At 72.2% G+C, this 14,373-nt stretch carries 17 protein-coding genes; 12 read left to right on the forward strand and 5 right to left on the reverse strand.

Annotated elements, in window-relative coordinates:
• Positions 1–25: 25 nt before the first annotated feature.
• Entirely contained in the window at positions 26–199 is a 174-nt protein-coding gene (locus ACIRVH_RS20105; protein WP_403954999.1) for a hypothetical protein, read from the reverse strand.
• 242 nt (positions 200–441) lie between these two features.
• Between ACIRVH_RS20105 and ACIRVH_RS20110 the strand changes: the two genes are divergently transcribed.
• The 4 genes from ACIRVH_RS20110 (at position 442) to ACIRVH_RS20125 (ending at position 4,370) form a co-directional block, all read left to right on the forward strand.
• Entirely contained in the window at positions 442–1,659 is a 1,218-nt protein-coding gene (locus ACIRVH_RS20110; RefSeq protein WP_403955001.1) for an NYN domain-containing protein, read from the forward strand.
• Positions 1,660–1,752: 93 nt separating this feature from the next.
• Entirely contained in the window at positions 1,753–2,766 is a 1,014-nt protein-coding gene (locus ACIRVH_RS20115) for an ABC transporter ATP-binding protein (RefSeq protein ID WP_403955003.1), read from the forward strand.
• A gap of 76 nt (positions 2,767–2,842) precedes the next feature.
• Positions 2,843–3,664, forward strand: a complete 822-nt coding sequence (locus tag ACIRVH_RS20120) for an ABC transporter permease (protein ID WP_403955006.1) — start codon at positions 2,843–2,845, stop codon at positions 3,662–3,664.
• A gap of 34 nt (positions 3,665–3,698) precedes the next feature.
• The gene (locus ACIRVH_RS20125) at positions 3,699–4,370 is read left to right on the forward strand and encodes an AAA family ATPase (protein WP_403955009.1); all 672 of its coding nucleotides are present in this window, start codon (positions 3,699–3,701) and stop codon (positions 4,368–4,370) included.
• A gap of 5 nt (positions 4,371–4,375) precedes the next feature.
• Here ACIRVH_RS20125 and ybaK read toward each other — a convergent pair whose 3' ends face one another.
• The 4 genes from ybaK to ACIRVH_RS20145 form a co-directional block, all read right to left on the reverse strand.
• Positions 4,376–4,876, reverse strand: coding sequence for a Cys-tRNA(Pro) deacylase (gene ybaK, locus ACIRVH_RS20130; RefSeq protein ID WP_403955011.1), 501 nt, complete (start codon positions 4,874–4,876; stop codon positions 4,376–4,378).
• A gap of 22 nt (positions 4,877–4,898) precedes the next feature.
• Positions 4,899–5,639 (reverse strand): LON peptidase substrate-binding domain-containing protein, encoded by a 741-nt coding sequence (locus ACIRVH_RS20135; RefSeq protein ID WP_403955014.1) that lies wholly within the window; start codon positions 5,637–5,639, stop codon positions 4,899–4,901.
• An 11-nt stretch (positions 5,640–5,650) separates the two neighbouring features.
• Positions 5,651–6,736: a hypothetical protein gene (locus ACIRVH_RS20140; RefSeq protein ID WP_403955015.1), complete on the reverse strand. Its 1,086-nt coding sequence runs from the start codon at positions 6,734–6,736 to the stop codon at positions 5,651–5,653.
• A 147-nt stretch (positions 6,737–6,883) separates the two neighbouring features.
• On the reverse strand, positions 6,884–8,461 hold the full coding sequence (locus ACIRVH_RS20145; protein ID WP_403955017.1) for an oxidoreductase: 1,578 nt from the start codon (positions 8,459–8,461) through the stop codon (positions 6,884–6,886).
• Between the two features lie 201 nt (positions 8,462–8,662).
• On the opposite strand from ACIRVH_RS20145, the gene hisD reads away from it, so the two are divergent.
• Genes hisD through hisF form a run of 8 tightly spaced genes read left to right on the forward strand, consistent with a single transcriptional unit; the run spans position 8,663 to position 14,366 of the window.
• Entirely contained in the window at positions 8,663–9,988 is a 1,326-nt protein-coding gene (gene hisD, locus ACIRVH_RS20150) for a histidinol dehydrogenase (protein WP_403955018.1), read from the forward strand.
• Positions 9,985–11,094 (forward strand): histidinol-phosphate transaminase, encoded by a 1,110-nt coding sequence (locus ACIRVH_RS20155; RefSeq protein WP_403955021.1) that lies wholly within the window; start codon positions 9,985–9,987, stop codon positions 11,092–11,094. The genes hisD and ACIRVH_RS20155 overlap by 4 nt, the downstream gene beginning before the upstream one ends.
• Positions 11,091–11,684 carry an imidazoleglycerol-phosphate dehydratase HisB gene (gene hisB, locus ACIRVH_RS20160; RefSeq protein WP_030783530.1) on the forward strand — a complete coding sequence of 198 codons (594 nt, stop codon included), beginning with the start codon at positions 11,091–11,093 and terminating at the stop codon, positions 11,682–11,684. Before ACIRVH_RS20155 ends, hisB begins: the two co-directional genes overlap by 4 nt.
• A 3-nt stretch (positions 11,685–11,687) precedes the next feature.
• The gene (locus ACIRVH_RS20165) at positions 11,688–11,852 is read left to right on the forward strand and encodes a hypothetical protein (protein WP_403955024.1); all 165 of its coding nucleotides are present in this window, start codon (positions 11,688–11,690) and stop codon (positions 11,850–11,852) included.
• Positions 11,843–12,487, forward strand: coding sequence for an imidazole glycerol phosphate synthase subunit HisH (gene hisH / locus ACIRVH_RS20170; RefSeq protein WP_403955026.1), 645 nt, complete (start codon positions 11,843–11,845; stop codon positions 12,485–12,487). Before ACIRVH_RS20165 ends, hisH begins: the two co-directional genes overlap by 10 nt.
• Positions 12,488–12,490: 3 nt before the next feature.
• Complete coding sequence (gene priA / locus ACIRVH_RS20175; protein WP_403955028.1) at positions 12,491–13,216, forward strand: bifunctional 1-(5-phosphoribosyl)-5-((5-phosphoribosylamino)methylideneamino)imidazole-4-carboxamide isomerase/phosphoribosylanthranilate isomerase PriA; 726 nt, start codon at positions 12,491–12,493, stop codon at positions 13,214–13,216.
• On the forward strand, positions 13,213–13,614 hold the full coding sequence (locus tag ACIRVH_RS20180; protein ID WP_403955031.1) for a RidA family protein: 402 nt from the start codon (positions 13,213–13,215) through the stop codon (positions 13,612–13,614). Before priA ends, ACIRVH_RS20180 begins: the two co-directional genes overlap by 4 nt.
• A complete protein-coding gene (hisF, locus tag ACIRVH_RS20185; RefSeq protein ID WP_403955034.1) occupies positions 13,611–14,366 on the forward strand; it encodes an imidazole glycerol phosphate synthase subunit HisF in 756 nt (251 codons plus the stop codon). Before ACIRVH_RS20180 ends, hisF begins: the two co-directional genes overlap by 4 nt.
• Positions 14,367–14,373 lie beyond the last annotated feature (7 nt).

Genomic DNA, 14,373 nt, shown 5'->3' on the forward strand with positions numbered 1-14,373 from the left:
CGTGTGCCTGGGCTTCAACTGCCCTTTAGTTGTGGCCGAAGCGCTGCTGCTTCTTACGCGCAACATCCGCCGGGCTGCCCGGGACGTGCATCGGGGACTCGTGGGTCTCCGAGGACGACCGCTGCGCGTGCTCCTGGGCCTGCTGGGCCTGCGAGCGCTGCTGCTGGCTGCCCTGCTTGCGGTTCTTGTTCTTGGCCATGGTGATCTGCCTCCTGTGGGGGATCTAGGGGCCAGGGCCGCGACCAGATTCACATAAGCTGACATCACGCGCATGTCGGATAATTACCGTGTGTAACAGGGTCGATGGGCGAGCGGCATGCGCAAACGCCACGCCGAAGATCGAGTTCCGGCCGTTAACCTCCGCGTGGTCGGGCAGACTCGAAGGAAGTCCGGAGCAAAGGAAGTCCGAAGCAAGAGCCTCCTGGGAAGAGGGTGAGTCGCGTGGACCGCTGCATCGTCCTGGTGGACGCCGGGTATCTGCTGGGAGCCGCCGCCAGCCTCCTTGCCGGTGAGCCCTCACGGTCCCGGATCACCGTCGACCACGCCGCGCTGATCCAGGCCCTGCGCGAACGCGCGGAGTCGGAGACCGAGCGCCCGCTGCTGCGCATCTACTGGTTCGACGGCGCCCCCGACCGGGTCCCCCAGCCGGAGCACCGCAGGCTGCGCGTGATGCCCCGCGTCACCGTCCGGCTCGGCGCCCTCACCCGCAGTGACGGACGCTGGGCGCAGAAGGGTGTGGACGCCGCCATGCACGCCGAGCTGACCGAGCTGGCCCGCAACCGCGCCTGCTCCGACGTCGTCCTGGTCACCGGCGACGGTGATCTGCTGCCCGGCATGATGGCCGCCAAGGAGCACGGCGTCGCCGTCCACCTGTGGGCCGTACAGGCCGCCGACGGGGACTACAACCAGTCCGAGGACCTGGTCGCCGAGGCCGACGAGCGACGCGTACTGGACCGGGCCTGGATCACCCAGGCCGTCCGCGCCAAGGAGCTGACCGGCGTCTGCGCACCCCCGCCCGCGCCCCGCCCCGAGATCGCCGCGATCCTCTCCGCGCCGCTGCCCGAGTCCACGCTCGCCACGGTCGCCGAAGCACCCGCCGAGGAGGGCGGCCACGCGCCTGCCGCCGCGGCCGAGGGCGGAGCCCAGGAGCGGGTGCCCGCCCCCAAGGGCGTACCGACCCCCAAGGACCTCGCCGCGCTGCGCGCACCCGGTGCGCAGGCCGTGCAGCATCCGGCGACCGCGACCCTCAGGTGGTCCTCCGACAAGGGCTGGGTGGACCGGCCCGGCGGGGTCTCCGAGCCGCCCGAGATCGCCTCCATGCCGACGCTGGCCCAGCTCACCACCGCCGAGCAGCGCTGGGCCGACCGGGAGGAGGACATCACCACGGTCGGCGGCGACCCGTACGAGGTGGGGCAGGTCTTCGCCCGCCGCTGGATGTCCCGGCTCGGCGACCAGGGCCATGTGCAGCGGCTGTCCACGATGTACCCGCGCATCCCGCACCGCATCGACGGCGAGCTGCTGCGCTACGCCGCCCGCTTCGGGCTGCTCGCCCACAAGGACGACCAGATCGACGAGCACGACCGTTACGCCATCCGGGCGGGCTTCTGGCGGGAGGTCGACGTACCGGCCGCGGCCGAGCACGCCCCTGCCGGGGAGTGAGCCGGGACTTTCCCGGTGGCGGAACGAGAAGCCAGGGGTGAGAAGAGGCCCCAAAGACGAGTAAAGGGGCCGGACCCCGTAGTCTCGTGCCTTGTGAGTACGCGCGCGGGACAGGCACTTCGGCATGACGAGGTCGTACGCGTGCGCGGGCTCAGCAAGACCTATCCGCCCGTGAAGGGGCGGCGCGGAGCGCCGGGAGCGCCCGAGGTGCGGGCCACCGACGGCGTGGAACTGGACGTACGGCGCGGAGAGATCTTCGGGCTGCTCGGGCCGAACGGCGCCGGCAAGTCCACCCTGGTACGGCAGCTCACCGGGCTGCTGCGGCCGGACACCGGCAGCGTCGAGATCCTCGGCCACGACATCGTCAGGCATCCCGAGCGGGCCGCCCGGATCCTCGCCTACCTGGGGCAGGAGTCCTCCGCCCTGGACGAGCTGACCGTCGCGCTCGCCGCCGAGACCACCGGACGCCTGCGCGGGCTGGACCTACGGCAGGCGCGCGCCGAGCGGGACGCGGTACTCGAGGAACTGGGCCTCACACCGATCGCCGGGCGGGCGCTGAAGAAGCTGTCCGGCGGACAGCGGCGGCTCGCCTGCCTCGCCGCCGCCCTCGTCGGCGAGCGGTCGCTGCTCGTGCTGGACGAGCCCACCACCGGCATGGACCCGGTGGCCCGGCGCGCGGTGTGGGCGGCCGTGGACCGGCGGCGGGCCGAGCGGGGCACGACCGTGCTGCTGGTCACCCACAACGTCATCGAGGCCGAGACCGTCCTCGACCGGGTCGCCGTCCTGGACCAGGGCCGGGTCATCGCCTGCGACACCCCGGCCGGGCTGAAGGAGCAGGTCTCCGGCGAGGTGCGGGTGGAACTGGTGTGGCGGGAGCGGGCGCCGCTGGACGTGCCCGAGGTCGCCGTGCTGCGCGAACGGGCCACGGAGTCCGGCCGGCGCTGGACGCTCCGGCTCGCACCCGAGGAGGCCCGGGCCGCCGTCGCCACGGTGACCGGCGGGGCCGCCTTCGCCGCCCTGGACGACTTCACGCTCGCCACGCCCAGCCTGGAGGACGTCTACCTGGCGCTGGGCGGGGCGGCACGGCAGGGGCTGGTGAAGGCGTGAGCGCGAGGAACGTCGTACCCGTATGGTCCCTGTGGGACGGCGGCGCGGCTGCCGTAGGGAAGAGGAGCAGCTCGTCGTGAGTGTCGTACCCGCGGAGGTGCTGCAGGGCGGTGCCCGGCCCGTGCCGGAGCCGCCCCGGCCCGCGGCCGAGCTCGGGCCGCCCGCGCGGCTGTGGCCGTCGCTGGTGGCCGTCTACCGGGCCCAGCTGTCCCGGGCCCGGGTGGCGCGCATCCCGCTGCTGTTCGTGGCTACCTTCCAGTCCATCGGCATCGCCGTGATGATGCGGGGCGTCGTCGACAGCGGCAGTGAGGCGCAGTCCGTGGTGGCCGGGTCCTCGGTGCTCGTCGTCGCGTACGTCGCGCTCAATCTGCTGTCGCAGTACTTCGGGCAGCTGCGGGCCAGCGGTGGGCTCGACCACTACGCCACGCTGCCGGTGCCGCCGGCGGCGGTGGTGCTGGGCGCGGCGGGGGCGTACGCCTCCTTCACCGTGCCGGGGACCCTGGTGACCGCCGTCTTCGGGTGCATGCTGTTCGGGCTGCCGCTGTCCAACCTGTGGATCCTGGTGGCCGTCATCCCGCTCGCCGGGGCCGCGCTCGCCGGACTCGGTGCCGCCTGCGGGCTGCTCGCGCCGCGGCCCGAGCTCGCCACGCTGCTCGGGCAGCTGGGCATGTCGGCGGCGCTGCTGCTCGGTGTGCTGCCGGCCGACCGGATGCCGGAGATCGTACGGCTGGCCCGGGACCTGCTGCCGTCGACCTACGGCGTGGAGGCCTACGCGCGGACCTTCGGGGCCGACCCGGACTGGGCCGCCGTCCTCGCTGACCTGGGGGTCTGCGCGGGTGTCGGAGTGATCTCGCTGGCCGTGGCGACCTGGGCCTACCGCAGGGCCGCCGTCCGATGACGCGGCCCACAGCGCGACCTGGCACGATGTCAGGGTGACCGCACCGCTGACTCCGCCCACGCCGCCGCACGACGACTCCCCGCACCAGGTCTGGCAGGCGCCGCCGCCTGCCGGGGCGGCGGGCGTGAGCCTGTACGAACAGGACGGCCCTGGGATGAAGAAAGAGATCCTGGAAGCCGTCGTGATCGCGATAGCGGTGGCGCTGGGCGGGGTGCTGTTCGGGCTGCTGTGGTGGTGGCTGGCGCCGCACGTGCCGCTGTTGGGGGACGAGGTCGGCAAGAGCTGGGTCGTCTACATCAAGGACACCGAGGGGGAGCAGGCGGCCGGGGTGGACGGCACGTTCACGCTGCTGGGGCTGGCCTTCGGGCTGGTCAGCGCGGTCGTCGTGTTCGCGCTGCGGCGGCGCGGCGGTGTGCCGTTGGTGGTGGCGCTGGGTGTGGGCGGTCTGCTCGGGTCGCTGCTGGCGTGGCGGCTCGGGGTGTGGCTGGGGCCCACGTCCGACGTGATCGCCCACGCGAGGCAGGTCGGGAAGGGGGTCACCTTCTCGGCGCCGTTGAAGCTGGGGGCGAAGGGTGCGCTGCTGGCCTGGCCGTTGGCCGCCTCGCTGGTGCATCTGGGACTGACCGCGCTGTTCGGGCCTCGGGACCCCGAGCCGTACCCGCAGGCTCCGGCCCCGAAGGACGGGTACGGAGCCCCGCTGACGTAATCCCGTCAGCCTCGGCCGATCGGTGCCAGCACCGCTTCGGTCAGCTGTGCCAGGTCTCCCGGGGTCAGTTCGACCTCCAGGCCCCTGCGGCCCGCCGAGATGCAGATCGTCGCGTGGGACTCGGCCGAGTCGTCCAGGACGGTGCGGAGCTTCTTGCGCTGGCCCAGGGGCGAGATGCCGCCGCGTACGTAGCCGGTGGTGCGTTCCGCGAGGGTGGGGTCGGCCATCGTCGCTCGCTTGCCGCCCACCGCCGCGGCCAGCGCCTTGAGGTCGAGCGTGCCGGAGACCGGCACCACCGCCACCGTCAGCGCGCCGTCCACGTCCGCCACCAGGGTCTTGAAGACCCGGTCGGGTGAGACGCCCATCGCCTCCGCCGCCTCCTCGCCGTAGGAGGGGTGGGAGGGGTCGTGGTCGTAGGAGTGCAGGGTGAAGCCCACGCCCGCCGCCGTCAGGGACACCGTCGCCGGAGTGCCACCGGACTGCTGCTTCTTCGACTTCTTCGCCATCGGGGTGTCGGCCTCGGTTCGCTCAGTTCAGGCTGGTCGGCGTCCGCGTCAGCTCGAACGCGGGCAACGACGGAAGGTTACGGATGATGGCCGTCTCCGCGCGAAGGAGTTTCAGCTCGTCCCGGAGCCGGGAGGCGGTGTCCTGCGCCTGCAGCAGCCGTTGCTTGGTCGGCGTGTCCAGGACCATCGCCGCCGCCACCAGGTAGGAGACCACCGAGGGGTCGTCCGGGAGGTCCGCGCCCGTCGACAGGGAGCGCTCACGGGCGCCCGCCAGGCGCTTCTGGTACTGGCGGAAGGCGCGCAGGACGCCCTCGGCCAGGGCGCCCGCCTCGTCGCCGGGGTCCTCCGGCAGCTCCTCCAGCTCCGCCGTCAGGAACGGGCCCGACGCGTCCACGGACAGCAGCCGTACCCGGGTCGTCCCGGTCGCCAGCACCTCGAACGTGCCGTCGGCGCGCTCCCGGATGGTCGCCGCGTCCGCCACGCAGCCCACGCCGTGGAAGGACGTGAGGGGCTCCGCGCCGAAGCCCGCCGACGGGCCCCGCTCGGGCTGTGTGGTCGGATCCGGCATGCCCGGCGCGCTCGGTGCCACCTCGTGGCCGTCGCGGATCGCCACGACGGCGAACCGGCGCGGTTCGTCCTCGGGGGTCTTCAGAAGCTCGCGCATCATGGCGCGATAGCGCTCCTCGAAGATGTTCAGGGGCAGCACGAGCCCGGGGAACAGCGCTGAGTTCAGCGGGAACAGAGGGAGTCGGACGGTGGTCACGGCGCCCCAGCCTAATGGTCGGAGGCGGCGGCTCGGCCGCGGTGTTCGTTCCGCGGTCGCGCCGGTGCCGCCAGCAGTTCGGTCAGGGTGGTGCCGCAAGCGGCCGTCAGGAGTGTCTCGCGCAGGCTGAGGAAGTGGCCCAGCGGGTCGTCGGAGAGCCGCTCCCAGGGGAACGAGGTGGCGTACGGGCCGATCAGGCGCAGCTGGGTGCGGGCGTCCTCCCAGCGTTCCAGCCGGGCGAGGACGTAGACCAGTTTGTTGCGGATCTCGGCGTACGACGGCGCGGCCGCCGGGAACCGGCCGGAGAGCGCGATCGCTTGGTCGGCCGCCGCGTCCAGCCGCTCGCGCGGCACCTCGGGGCCGCAGCCGTCGGTCAGGTAGGCGAGGGCCGCCCGGGCCGGCAGCGCCTGGACGAGCGAGTCGGGCGGGGCGTCCTGCGCGGCCAGGTCGGCGAAGTCGAAGCACTCGTGGTGCGAGGCACGGGGGGTGTGGGGGGTGTCCCCCCACATGACGCAGCAGGAGCTGCCCAGATAGCGCAGGGCGGCCACATGGCAGCCGTAGTGGTGCGGGGCCCGCCGGACCGCCGCCTCCCACAGCTCCTCGAAGTAGCGGTGCCCGGCCCGGGAGCCGCGTGCGTGGTCGAGCGCGATCCGCCACGGCACCGGGTCGCGGTCGTCGGCCCGCGCGGCGGCCGTGATCAGCGGGCTCACCTCGCGCAGCAGCTCGGCGCGGGCCGGGGAGGGCCAGGCGCGGTCCACCGCGAGCTGGGCCGCGACGAGCGTCACGTCGGGGTCGTTCGGGGCGGCGGCGCGCCAGGCCTCGAACCACTCGCAGCGCGAGCGGGCGAAGGCGGCGAGCCGCCGGGTGTAGCGGTCGTGGGCCTCCCACTCGGCCGCCGCGCGGGTGGTGGCGAGCAGGGCCGAGGCAGCGCCGTACTCGCCCCGGCCGGCCGCGACCAGCACGGGGGAGAGGCGTTCGTCGGGCGCGTCGAGGACGGCCTCGTCACCGGCCGGCCGGGGGCCGACGGGGCGCGAGGCATGTCGTGTCATCCGTGTGGGGCGGAGGAACGCCGGCAGCAGAGCCATGGTGTCGACCATTGAAAGACCGCAGGTCGGGGCAGCGCCAGAGGGTCCGGGTAAGTCGTGGAAGGTTGTATGTCCGATGGTCAAGGACAGGTAAAAGGTGATTGTTCAACCAATGTGGTGTACCTGCCCAATGTGACGTACGTGCCGATGGACCGGGCGTCAGCCGCGCCGCAGCAGCCGGGTCGCCCCCGCCGCCACCGTCGTCGCCAGGATCCAGCCCAGCAGGATCATGGCCGCCGCCAGCCACTGCCAGCCGCCGCGCAGCTGCCACTGGCCGACCTGGCCCAGGTCGATCACCGGCAGCAGCAGGTCCAGCGTGAACAGGGAGGCGCTCCAGGTCGGATGGCCGCCGGGGTTCACCGGCGGATGGTCGGCGTGCGAGAAGGCCAGCGTGCCCGCCGCCCACAGCACCGCCATCCACACCGCGGCCCGGCCCGGCCGGTAGCCGTAGGCCACCGTCCAGTCCTGGACGTACCCCCAGCACTTGGCGGCCGGCGGCAGCGTCTCGCGGCGCCGGCGCTGCTTGGCGAGCAGCACCTCGCGGGCGTCCTCGTCCTCCCCGGCCGCGCGCAGCACGGTGGCCAGCCGCTCGTACGGCTCCGGGTTGTACTCGGCGGTGGCCGCCGCCACCCAGTCCAGCCGCCGGGTCAGCGGGAACGGGCCCTGCGGTACGAGGTTCTCGTACGCGAAGCCGCCCATGTGGAGGTTGCCCGGGCCCGGCCAGCTGCCCGCGTGGTCCACCAGGTTCACGATCCGCGCGCCGGACAGCACCACCTTCCCGCGCTCCGGCCCGTCCCCGAGGAAGCGCAGCTCGGGCGTCTGCACCCGGCGCAGCGACAGCTCCTGGTCGTCGGTGAAGGCGAACCGGGCCCGCTCCAGGTCCACGGCGTCCCCGAACCGCCCGTCGTCCAGCCGTATCCCGCCCCGGCACTCGAAGCGCTGGATGCGGGTCCCGCGCGCGGGGGTCGTCCCGCTCAGCAGCGGGTTGCCCACGCCGGCCGGGGTCAGGTACAGGGTGCGCTCCACCGTCAGCTGGGGGGCGTTCAGAGCCAGGCGCGCGTACGGGTTGGCCAGTTTCGCTCCCCGCAGGCTCAGCGAGACCCCGACCTTGGCGCTGCGCAGGCTCAGCTCGCCGTGCGACTCCAGCAGCTCCGCCTGCAGGTCCTGGCCCACGGTCAAGCCGTCCGCGGCGATCGAGCGGCCGCTGCGGTCCCGGTAGACGATCGCCTGGTTGAGCAGCAGGTCCGTGCCGATGTGCGCATCGGTCAGCCGCACCCCGTTCTGGAAGCGGCAGCGCGGCAGATGCAGATCGCCCTCGGTGTGCACCCGGGCCGCCTCCAGGCGCGGCACCGCGCAGTCCACCAGGCGCAGGGTCGTGAACCGGGCCTCGGGCAGGAGGATCTGTTCGTCGAAACGGCAGCCGCGCAGCTCCACGTACGGCGTGACCGTGCCGCCCGCCAGGTCCACCGAGCCGGTGACCCGCACGCCGACCAGCTTCAGCGAGGACACCCGGCCCGCGAGCGCGGGCGGCCCGTCCAGCAGCAGCCAGCAGACGATGCGCGCCCTGACGCTCCGCTCGGGCCCCCAGGGGTGCCCGCCGTGCGGATCGTCCACGACGGTGTCCCCGCTGCTCAGGTCGTACATGCTGCCGTTGCGGAAGGCCTGCCACATGCCCGCCTCGGCCGCGGTCAGGTCGTCCGGCAGGTCCCCGGCGTGAAGGCCGGCCCCCTCGGTCACCGCTCTTCCTTCCTCCTCTGACTACTCGCTGTCACCTCTTCGTACACCCGTTCATGCCCGCTGAGTGACGCCTGTTACACAAGACGTGAAGGGGATCTTCCGGGTTCCGGCCAGGCTATGTACCGCCCGCTGTCCCGCGTTCTGTATCAGCCATTGATACGCGCGGACGGCTCCGGACCCCGGTCTGAGAGAATTGACACCGTGATCTCCCGAATCGATCTGCGCGGCGACGCCCTTCCCGAGGGCCCCGCCCTGCGCGACCTGCTGCCCCGAGCCGACTTCGACGTTCAGGCCGCCCTGGAGAAGGTGCGTCCGATCTGCGAGGCCGTGCATCATCGGGGCGACGCGGCGCTGATCGACTTCGCCGAGAAATTCGACGGAGTACGGCTCGAATCCGTCCGTGTCCCGGCCCAGGCGCTCGCCGACGCGCTCGAGGGCCTCGACCCGGCCGTGCGCGCGGCCCTGGAGGAGTCCATCCGGCGCGCCCGCCTGGTCCACCGCGAGCAGCGCCGTTCGACGCACACCACCCAGGTCGTGCCCGGCGGGTCCGTCACCGAGAAGTGGGTGCCGGTCGAGCGCGTCGGGCTGTACGCCCCGGGCGGCCGCTCGGTCTACCCGTCCTCCGTGGTCATGAACGTGGTGCCCGCGCAGGAGGCCGGCGTCGAGTCGATCGCGCTCGCCTCCCCGGCCCAGGCCGAGTTCGGCGGGCTGCCGCACCCGACGATCCTCGCCGCGTGCGCCCTGCTCGGCGTGGACGAGGTCTACGCGGCCGGCGGCGCCACCGCCGTCGCGATGTTCGCGTACGGCACCGAGTCCTGCCCGCCCGCCAACATGGTCACCGGCCCCGGCAACATCTGGGTGGCCGCGGCCAAGCGCTACTTCACCGGCAAGATCGGCATCGACGCCGAGGCCGGCCCCACCGAGATCGCGGTCCTCGCGGACGACACCGCCGACCCGGTGCACGTGGCCTCGGACCTGATCAGCCAGGCCGAGCACGACCCGCTGGCGGCCGCCGTGCTGGTCACCGACTCGGTCGAGCTGGCGGACGCGGTGGCCAAGGAGCTGGAGCCGCAGGTCGCGGCCACCAAGCACGTCGAGGACCGGATCGTCCCGGCCCTGAACGGCAGGCAGTCCGCAATCGTCCTGGTCGACGGTATCGAGGAGGGCCTGCGGGTCGTCGACGCGTACGGCGCCGAGCACCTGGAGATCCAGACGGCGGACGCCGCCGCGGTCGCCGACCGGGTCAGGAACGCCGGCGCGATCTTCATCGGCCCCTGGGCCCCGGTCTCGCTCGGCGACTACGCGGCCGGGTCCAATCACGTCCTGCCCACCGGAGGCTGCGCCTGCCACTCCTCCGGCCTGTCCGTCCAGTCCTTCCTGCGCGGCATCCACATCGTCGACTACACGAAGGACGCGCTGGCCGAGGTCGCGCACCACGTGGTGACCCTGGCGGAGGCGGAGGACCTGCCCGCGCACGGCGCGGCGATCAAGGCAAGGTTCGGGTGGAAGGTACCGACGAGCAAGTGAGCTTTGGAATCGACGATCTCCCCGTACGGGACGAGCTGCGCGGCAAGTCCCCCTACGGCGCGCCCCAGTTGGACGTCCCCGTACGGCTGAACACCAACGAGAACCCGTACCCGCTGCCCGAGCCGCTGGTCGAGCGGATCACGGAGCGGGTGCGCGAGGCCGCCCGGAACCTGAACCGCTACCCCGACCGGGACGCGGTCCAGCTCCGCACCGAGCTGGCCAAGTACCTGACGAAGACCGGCAAGCACCCGCTCGGCGTCGCGAACGTGTGGGCCGCCAACGGCTCCAACGAGGTCATCCAGCAGCTGCTGCAGACCTTCGGCGGACCGGGCCGCACGGCCATCGGCTTCGAGCCGTCGTACTCGATGCACGCGCTCATCGCGCGCGGCACGGGGACGGGCTGGATCTCGGGCCCCCGCAACGAGGACTTCGACATCGACCTCGCGGTCGCCGAGCAGGCCATCGCCGAGCACAGGCCCGACGTCGTCTTCATCACCACCCCCAACAACCCCACCGGCAACGCGGTTCCGCCCGAGACGGTCCTCGCGCTGTACGACGCGGCCCAGGCGGCCAAGCCGTCCATGGTCGTCGTCGACGAGGCCTACATCGAGTTCAGCCACGGCGACTCGCTGCTGCCGCTGCTGGAGGGCCGGCCGAACCTGGTCGTCTCGCGCACCATGTCGAAGGCGTTCGGCGCGGCGGGCCTGCGCCTCGGCTACCTCGCCGCGCACCCCGCGGTCGTGGACGCCGTACAGCTCGTACGGCTGCCGTACCACCTGTCGGCGATCACCCAGGCGACCGCCCTGGCCGCCCTGGAGCACACCGACACGCTGCTGAAGTACGTCGAGCAGCTGAAGTCGGAGCGGGACCGGCTGGTGAGCGAGCTGCGGGCGATCGGTTACGACGTCACCGAGTCCGACGCGAACTTCGTGCAGTTCGGCCGGTTCGAGGACTCCCACACCGCCTGGCAGAAGATCCTCGACCGGGGTGTCCTGGTCCGGGACAACGGCGTACCGGGGTGGCTGCGGGTGTCCGCCGGAACCCCCGAAGAGAACGACGCGTTCCTCGACGCGGTACGTGAAGTCAAGAAGGAGCTTGAGGTATGAGCCGCGTAGGACGTGTGGAGCGTACGACCAAGGAGACCTCGGTCCTCGTCGAGATAGACCTCGACGGCACCGGGAGGACCGACATCGCGACGGGCGTCGGCTTCTACGACCACATGCTCGACCAGCTGGGCCGGCACGGTCTGTTCGACCTGACCGTGAAGACCGACGGCGACCTGCACATCGACTCCCACCACACCATCGAGGACACCGCCCTCGCGCTCGGTGCCGCCTTCAAGCAGGCGCTCGGCGACAAGGTGGGGATCTACCGCTTCGGCAACTGCACGGTCCCGCTGGACGAGTCCCTCGCCCAGGTCACCGTCGACCTGTCCGGCCGCCCCTACCTCGTGCACACCGAGCCCGAGAACATGGCGCCGATGATCGGCGAGTACGACACGACGATGACCCGGCACATCCTGGAGTCCTTCGTCGCCCAGGCGCAGATCGCGCTGCACGTGCACGTGCCCTACGGGCGCAACGCGCACCACATCGTGGAGTGCCAGTTCAAGGCGCTCGCGCGGGCCCTGCGCTACGCCAGCGAGCGCGACCCGCGCGCGGCCGGCATCCTCCCCTCCACGAAGGGCGCGCTGTAACCCATGAACGGTCTGTCCACCCTCCTGATCGTCGTCGGCCTCTTCCTGGTCGGCGGCATCATCTCCTTCGCCAAGCAGAAGATGCCCACGAGCCTCATCGTGCTGCTGTCCATCGGCGCGGCCATGTGCCTCGTCTCGGGCGTCCTGAGGCTGGAGGTGTGGAATTGAGCGCCAAGCGAGTGGTCGTCTTCGACTACGGCTTCGGCAACGTCCGCTCCGCCGAACGCGCCCTCGCGCGCGTGGGGGCCGACGTCGAGATCACACGCGACTTCGACCGGGCGTTGAACGCCGACGGCCTGCTGGTGCCGGGCGTCGGCGCCTTCGCCGCCTGCATGCAGGGGCTGCGCGAGGCCCGTGGTGACTGGATCATCGACCGCCGGCTGTCCGGCGGGCGTCCGGTGATGGGCATCTGCGTCGGCATGCAGATCCTCTTCGCGCGCGGCATCGAGCACGGCGTGGAGACCGAGGGCCTCGACGAGTGGCCCGGCTCGGTCGAGCCGCTTCAGGCCGACATCGTGCCCCACATGGGCTGGAACACCGTCGACTCCCCGGCCGACTCGGAGCTGTTCGCCGGCCTGGACCGGGACGCCCGCTTCTACTTCGTGCACTCCTACGCCGTCCACGACTGGACCCTGGAGACCCACAACCCGCTCATGCACTCGCCCAGGGTGACCTGGTCGACGCACGGCAAGCCCTTCGTGGCGGCCGTGGAGAACGGTGCCCTGTGGGCCACCCAGTTCCACCCCGAGAAGTCCGGCGACGCCGGTGCCCAGCTCCTCACCAACTGGATCGGAACCCTGTAGACCATGGCCAAGCTCGAACTCCTTCCCGCCGTCGACGTCCGTGACGGCCAGGCCGTCCGCCTCGTGCACGGTGAGTCCGGGACCGAGACGTCCTACGGCTCCCCGCTGGAGGCCGCCCTCGCCTGGCAGCGCTCCGGCGCCGAGTGGCTGCACCTGGTCGACCTGGACGCCGCCTTCGGCACGGGCGACAACCGGGAGCTGATCGCCGAGGTCGCCAGGGCGATGGACATCAAGGTGGAGCTGTCCGGCGGCATCCGCGACGACGACACCCTCGCCGCCGCCCTCGCCACCGGCTGCACCCGGGTGAACCTCGGCACCGCCGCCCTGGAGACCCCGGAGTGGGTCGCCAGGGCCATCGCCGAGCACGGCGACAAGATCGCGGTGGGCCTGGACGTGCGCGGCACGACCCTGCGCGGCCGCGGCTGGACCCGTGACGGCGGCGACCTCTACGAGACGCTGGAGCGCCTCGACAAGGAGGGCTGCGCCCGCTACGTCGTCACCGACATCGCCAAGGACGGCACCCTCCAGGGCCCGAACCTGGAGCTGCTGCGCAACGTGTGCGCCGCGACGGACCGGCCGGTCGTGGCGTCCGGCGGCGTGTCGTCGCTCGACGACCTCCGGGCCATCGCCGAGCTGGTACCCCTCGGTGTCGAGGGCTCCATCGTCGGGAAGGCCCTGTACGCGAAGGCGTTCACCCTGGAAGAGGCCTTGGAGGCTGTGTCGTCATGAGCGATGCCGTGCGGCGCGTGCAGAGCGGAAGTCCCTGGGAAGAGAGCTTCGGGTTCGCGCGCGCCGTCGCGGCGGGCGACCGTGTGCTGGTGGCCGGTACGACGTCCTTCCGGGGCCGTGTGCTGTACGGGGAGGGTGACCCGTACGAGCAGGCCAAGGTGGCGTTCACCAGCGCACTGGAGGCGATCGCGGAGTTCGGGCTCGACATCGGGTCCGTGATCCGCACGCGGATGTACCTGACCCATGTGCGGGACGTGGACGCGGTGGGCCGGGCCCACAAGGAGCTCTTCGACTCCGTGCGCCCGGCCTCGACCCTGCTGGTCGTGGAGGGCTTCGTCGACCCGCGCATCCTGGTCGAAGTGGAACTAGAGGCATTCAGAGGAGCCGTGAACTCATGACCCTGGCGGTCCGAGTCATCCCCTGCCTGGACGTGGACAACGGCCGGGTCGTCAAGGGCGTCAACTTCCAGAACCTGCGCGACGCGGGCGACCCGGTCGAGATGGCCAAGGTGTACGACGCCGAGGGCGCCGACGAGCTGACGTTCCTGGACATCACCGCCTCGTCCGGCAACCGGGAGACGACGTACGACGTGGTGCGCCGCACCGCCGAGCAGGTGTTCATCCCGCTGACCGTCGGCGGCGGCGTCCGTACGGCCGAGGACGTGGACAAGCTGCTGCGGGCCGGCGCCGACAAGGTGGGCGTCAACACGGCGGCCATCGCCCGCCCGGACCTGATCCGCGAGATCGCCGAGCGCTTCGGCCGGCAGGTGCTGGTGCTGTCGGTGGACGCACGGCGGACGCCTGAAGGCGCCTTCGAGGTCACCACCCACGGTGGCCGCCGGGGCACCGGCATCGACGCCGTCGAGTGGGCGCACCGGGCCGCCGATCTGGGCGCCGGCGAGATCCTGCTGAACTCCATGGACGCGGACGGCACCAAGGACGGCTACGACCTGGAGATGATCGCGGCCGTCCGCAAGCACGTCACCGTCCCGGTGATCGCCTCGGGCGGCGCGGGCCGCCTGGCGGACTTCCCGCCGGCCGTCGAGGCGGGCGCGGACGCGGTCCTGGCCGCCTCCGTCTTCCACTTCGGCGACCTGCGCATCGGCCAGGTGAAGCAGACGCTGCGGGAGGCGGGGCACCCGGTGCGGTGACGCCGTG

Source organism: Streptomyces sp. NPDC101165 (assembly GCF_044768135.1).
Taxonomy (GTDB): Bacteria; Actinomycetota; Actinomycetes; order Streptomycetales; family Streptomycetaceae; genus Streptomyces.

Coding starts and splice junctions, on each gene's coding strand:
- ACIRVH_RS20105 (WP_403954999.1), bottom strand. CDS start 199: ATGGCCAAGAACAAGAACCGCAAGCAGGGCAGCCAGCAGCAGCGCTCG.
- ybaK (WP_403955011.1), bottom strand. CDS start 4,876: ATGGCGAAGAAGTCGAAGAAGCAGCAGTCCGGTGGCACTCCGGCGACG.
- ACIRVH_RS20140 (WP_403955015.1), bottom strand. CDS start 6,736: ATGGTCGACACCATGGCTCTGCTGCCGGCGTTCCTCCGCCCCACACGG.
- hisB (WP_030783530.1), top strand. CDS start 11,091: ATGAGCCGCGTAGGACGTGTGGAGCGTACGACCAAGGAGACCTCGGTC.
- ACIRVH_RS20165 (WP_403955024.1), top strand. CDS start 11,688: ATGAACGGTCTGTCCACCCTCCTGATCGTCGTCGGCCTCTTCCTGGTC.
- priA (WP_403955028.1), top strand. CDS start 12,491: ATGGCCAAGCTCGAACTCCTTCCCGCCGTCGACGTCCGTGACGGCCAG.
- ACIRVH_RS20180 (WP_403955031.1), top strand. CDS start 13,213: ATGAGCGATGCCGTGCGGCGCGTGCAGAGCGGAAGTCCCTGGGAAGAG.
- hisF (WP_403955034.1), top strand. CDS start 13,611: ATGACCCTGGCGGTCCGAGTCATCCCCTGCCTGGACGTGGACAACGGC.